The organism is Limnochordia bacterium (assembly GCA_023230925.1).
GTDB lineage: Bacteria > Bacillota > Limnochordia > DUMW01 > DUMW01 > JALNWK01.
Map to the genome: position 1 here is coordinate 1 of JALNWK010000096.1, position 4,681 is coordinate 4,681.

At 49.0% G+C, this 4,681-nt stretch carries 4 protein-coding genes, 1 tRNA gene and 1 rRNA gene; 2 read left to right on the plus strand and 4 right to left on the minus strand.

Annotation, left to right across the window (positions count from 1 at the left end; translation table 11 throughout):
- The first annotated feature begins 2 nt into the window (after positions 1–2).
- Positions 3–119: ribosomal RNA gene (rrf, locus tag M0Q40_12480) — 5S ribosomal RNA — on the plus strand.
- Between the two features lie 11 nt (positions 120–130).
- A tRNA-Asn gene (locus tag M0Q40_12485) sits at positions 131–205 on the plus strand.
- 65 nt (positions 206–270) lie between these two features.
- Here M0Q40_12485 and M0Q40_12490 read toward each other — a convergent pair.
- The 4 genes from M0Q40_12490 to M0Q40_12505 all read right to left on the minus strand — a co-directional run bounded on the left by M0Q40_12490 (position 271) and on the right by M0Q40_12505 (position 4,439).
- Entirely contained in the window at positions 271–1,200 is a 930-nt protein-coding gene (locus tag M0Q40_12490; protein ID MCK9223406.1) for a helix-turn-helix domain-containing protein, read from the minus strand.
- A 56-nt stretch (positions 1,201–1,256) separates the two neighbouring features.
- Complete coding sequence (locus M0Q40_12495; GenBank protein ID MCK9223407.1) at positions 1,257–2,474, minus strand: hypothetical protein; 1,218 nt, start codon at positions 2,472–2,474, stop codon at positions 1,257–1,259.
- Between the two features lie 433 nt (positions 2,475–2,907).
- Complete coding sequence (locus M0Q40_12500) at positions 2,908–3,765, minus strand: hypothetical protein (GenBank protein MCK9223408.1); 858 nt, start codon at positions 3,763–3,765, stop codon at positions 2,908–2,910.
- Positions 3,762–4,439, minus strand: a complete 678-nt coding sequence (locus M0Q40_12505; protein MCK9223409.1) for a hypothetical protein — start codon at positions 4,437–4,439, stop codon at positions 3,762–3,764. Before M0Q40_12505 ends, M0Q40_12500 begins: the two co-directional genes overlap by 4 nt.
- Positions 4,440–4,681: the final 242 nt, after the last annotated feature.

Consider the following 4,681-nt stretch of genomic DNA (forward strand, 5'->3'; position numbering starts at 1 on the left):
TTCCCGGTGGTTGTAGCGGAGGGGCCACACCTGTTCCCATCCCGAACACAGAAGTTAAGCCCTCCAGCACCGATGGTACTGCTGTGGTGACGCAGTGGGAGAGTAGGTCATTGCCGGGAACTTTTTTTATTCCTCGGTAGCTCAACGGTAGAGCACCCGGCTGTTAACCGGGTGGTTGCTGGTTCGAATCCAGCCCGGGGAGCCATTGTGAGGCCACCTTATACGTAAGGTGGCCCTTTTCGTAATCGAAGGGTTGTGTCAATTCAGTAGTTATTCGACGGGGATGTAATTCAAGTTCAAAACGATATCCTGTGGATAGTTGCCGAATTTACGACCAAATAGATTAAGCCCTCGGGGAAACTCTGCGTCATCCTTATTGCCGATAGCTACTTCGATTGTTTTCTTCTCTGCGGTAATGTCCAGGTCATCTAAGGTTACATCACTAATTCGTACGCCATCGATGTATGAACCAGTATGGTTTACACTCCAGGATTTCAGTAAGCCGTACTGGGTATAGCGTTTCAACCACCAAAGGGGAGTGAGATTACCCCGTTGACCACCAAAATCGCCGGAACTGCGCCATGTACCTATTTCTACTCCGTCAATCCAAAGGGTGATGTCCGATGGCCAATCCTCGTTATAGTTGGGTGCTTCGCTACAGATCTCCATACTCAGATCTAGTCTTTCAAGAGCAGTGTGATCTGGCAAGTTATTCGGAAACCGATAAGTCACAACACCTTTACGGAACCAAATCAACTGCGCGAAGACATGCTCCGGCGCAAAAAAGGATTTCACATCATCCAAAACCCCAATAATCCCGGCATCGGAAGCTAGGCCGCAGGGCGGTTCGATGTCTACTTCTTTGTAATTACCGACAGGCATCGAGACCTCAACACTGTCGGCTCGGGGATAAACCTCAAGCCCGGGTAGCTTAATCGTGATCTCATCATAGGTGCGTGAGCATAGTTTTTTAGTGCCCCGTTCTCCGGGACGGTACTGGGTAGCAATCAAACCGGCTTCTTCCAACTTCCGTAGATTAGCACCGGTGGTAGAGAGTAATTGGCCAAGTTCCTGTGAGATCTCGGTTACTGACATCATCTCATTGCTGAGCATATTGAGAATATTCAACCGCACCTCGGAGGAGAGGGCCTTGAGAACTTTTAGGGCTTCCATGCCTTCTAACGTTAAATTTCGCGCCATTAATATCCACCTCAATTAGTACCATTATATACTGAGAGTGGGAATGTAGGCAAGAGCTAGAGCGAAACTAGGTGCACGTACTCTGTTTTTCCATCCCAAGCAGCCTGATTCAAGGCAAATAGCTCGATCCAGCTGCTAGCTTGCGTGTTCTGATGCTGAACCGTGACAAGTAGGACGTTAAAGGTAATAGAGAGATCCTCTTCATCATGACGGTAGGCGAACAGGAACCGACCTGAGTCATCAGTGTTACCTTGCAGGGATGGATTAGTAGGCACCTGGGGGTTCTCCCAGAAATTGCAGATGTAGACTTGGACCTGGGTATTTGGCAAGGGTGTACCCTCAGAATCAACCACTTGGATCCAGTTTGTTTTCGGGACCTCTTTCCAGATGTAGTGTTCACTCAAGGGTACCGTTAGGGTACTTTTGCTCCACAGAAGCTGTCGTGTATAGTCGCTAATAAACATGTCATCGACATAGTGGGAACGCATCATGGCACTCTTGCCCGTTGAAGGTTCATAACTTTCCTGGGTGATGGGGTTCTTATCCGCGGAGATAACCGAAGTGTAATGATCCTGTACCCCTCGGAAATGACCTAACTCATGGGCCATTGCTCGCCGTTGCAGAGAGGCCCAAGGGACGTAGTGCCATTTCTTGGTCTCGTAGTCTGTGTCGTAGTTGCAGCCAATTCGTGGCCTTTTATTTGGCGCAAAGTATCCTCCGACATCCTGACTAATGTATATATGACAATTATAAAGGTCATGATCCCCGGCATGGGCCAGATACTCCATCGGTTTTTCTGGGTCTGTCGGTTCTTGTCTGCGGGCTACCACCGGTAGGGTAAACTGAATGAATCCGGCCCCTTCTCTGCGGTAATAAGCATTGATCCAATCGATCATGTAATAGGTTTCTGCAATGGGGGATCTGCCTCTTTTGCACATGTCCTCCCAAGCAAGATTACTAATCTCCACCCCCAAAGAGTTTAAGTACGGTGTTGGAAGGGAATGCCCGTACGCGGCTAGAATCTTTGTGTCTCGCACCCGAATACCCATGGTGTGTTGAGTGGGAAAGGTCACTTCGGAGTCTGTGCGGACCTGTCCGGGACATCGGTGCCAATCCCCGGCGATGAGGTATTCAACATCACCATCGTTCTGATCAGCGGTGATCTTACGTACTCCATAATATGTAGGGAAAAACAACATAGTCCAGCCCCCATGATAGACCATAATACCATCTAGTTTAACGTTTTGTGCATCGGTTTCTTGTTCTAGATACATTTGGCTGCGTCCTAACGTTCTGCCTTGGATTCTTCTTTGATCATAAGTCTTACTTCATACGGGACATATTGGGATAACTCGAAACTATGGGATGTACCATAGCCTGTGTAGATGACTTGCTCTCCCCTTTGCACTTTTACTCCTACTGCTTTGTCGAAGTGTAGCGTAGTGAGCAAGCAGGGACCAGGTCGATGGTAGACAACTGTTGTGCTAACTTGAGCTACCCAAAGATTTCGCGGGCCGAAAACTCGTCCCATAATAGATGCAGGGAGCCCGGGACATAGGGGAAACCCCTTTTCAGTCTCCCTCATGCCCAGAATCTGTCGAATAACTAAGGTAGTTGTAGTTGCTCCCCAAGCGTAGGCATCATTCGGAAATCATTCAAGTCTAGGGGCCAGTACTCCCTGGCACACCCTGGCTGGGGACGTTTGCATTAATCTAAGGTGCGATCATTTTCGTTATACACACGTTCACAGATTTGGGCAGCAACCTCAGCTGCGAAATCATACATACCACATGCCACAGCAGTCTCTAAGAGGACAAAGGTCCAGGAGGGCCACTCAATGTATGGTTTCCGGTTATACAAGGCTATTTCCTCTCGTAGCCTCTCCCTTTGGTGGGGAGTTGCTGTATCGAAAAGGGCCGGGATTAGGTTTAGGGCAGAAAACCGAATAGCATCACCGCCCCAGTAATCCTCCGTACCGGGGGATTCCAGAAAATCCCTGGTTCGTTTATCGTAATCACGAAAACGTCCTGCGTTCTCATCCCACAACAATTGTACATATTCCGTGTATTGCCTTCTGACTTTCCTCCAGTTTCCTTGATCAAGGGGCTTTCCTATCTCCTCGGCGAAGTACTCCATGATGTAGCAGCTGTGGGCCATGGCAGCCTGAAGTTCTACGGGGCGGATTACGCCGCTTACAATGGTGTTACCTTTCCGTTCGGGATCTATTCTCGGGTTATTATCCTCCCCCGACTCCCATGTGCATTTGTAGACCAACCAACCATCCTCATCGACCCGTTCTTCGAGCCACCACTTCACGTAAGCCGACAAATAAGGGTACAGTTGCCTGAGCCAGTCTTTATCCCTTGTTCTAAGATACAGTAAGTAGATATTGTAGAAGGGGAGGCACCAAGCAGGTGAGGTTCCGCAGATACTGCCGTCTTCGGCAACCATATTAAAACCACCGCTGGCAAACACACAGGGTACATTATCACTAGGTGTATCGCGCAGTGGGCTGAGAATTGCCCGCTGTGCAAGGTTGGGATCCGCATAGCCAAGGCGATTCATATCCAAGGCTCCTTCGGCCAGGAGAGCATCCACGTGGGCCATACGTCGGTGAAGATGCCTGCGGGCGGAAAAAGACACATGCGTGTAGTTTCAAAATCATAGATCATTCCCCTTTGCCAATGGGGCGGGAAGTCGCCAATTAATGTTGGGCATTTACGCTGGAAGTCCATATCCTCTTGCATTAACCGTGCTAGTTTTCTGCGACGGCGCCCTGATGCGTCTGGGGATACATCCGGAGGACTGTGCCGAGCCATGGCCATTTCAAAGAAGGAGGCCTCTACTTCTCTGCCAACTAGGCCCGGGGGTAGGTTCTGTACTACTGCTCCTAGACCAACGCTCGCCTGTAGACTATGTAAGGGAATCACCTGATCCCCCTGGTAAATCCATCCATGCTCTAGGGGCTCAATCTGAATTTGGGGGGTCCCGATCGTCCAAAACACAAAGGCCCTAAACCCATCGAGTTGTACCTGACATACCAGTTCATCCTGCTGGGATAGGTAATACAGGCAGCTTAAGAACCCTTGTCTGGTGCCAATTTCGTAGCTAAAAAGATGCGCTGAATGATGACGGGAATAGGGATGATACGAGGCTAAGTCCTCACGAGTAACTAGGATCTTATCTTGTTCAATCAAGCCTAATCCCATGGATACCTCCTGTAGTGGATTTCTTCCCACCGGATAGCGCCATCCAAAGGATAAATATTGATCATGGGCGCAAAGAATTCCTCCCTGTCTGTCAGCGTATGATTCAGTACACCGATGATAGGGGTTTTGCAAAAGGCCAAAGGGCGTTAAAGGAAGAATTACTCTTGAATAATAGTGAACTGCAGATGATGTGGATCCTTAGAAAGGCATTGAGTTCCTTAGGTACTGCTGACACAACGGACCTATTGATTGAACGGCTGACCAAGACCGAA

Bases quoted from the DNA above. Each gene is read 5' to 3' on its own strand.
- M0Q40_12490 (MCK9223406.1), bottom strand. From the start codon at position 1,200: ATGGCGCGAAATTTAACGTTAGAAGGCATGGAAGCCCTAAAAGTTCTC.
- M0Q40_12495 (MCK9223407.1), bottom strand. From the start codon at position 2,474: ATGTATCTAGAACAAGAAACCGATGCACAAAACGTTAAACTAGATGGT.
- M0Q40_12500 (MCK9223408.1), bottom strand. From the start codon at position 3,765: ATGAATCGCCTTGGCTATGCGGATCCCAACCTTGCACAGCGGGCAATT.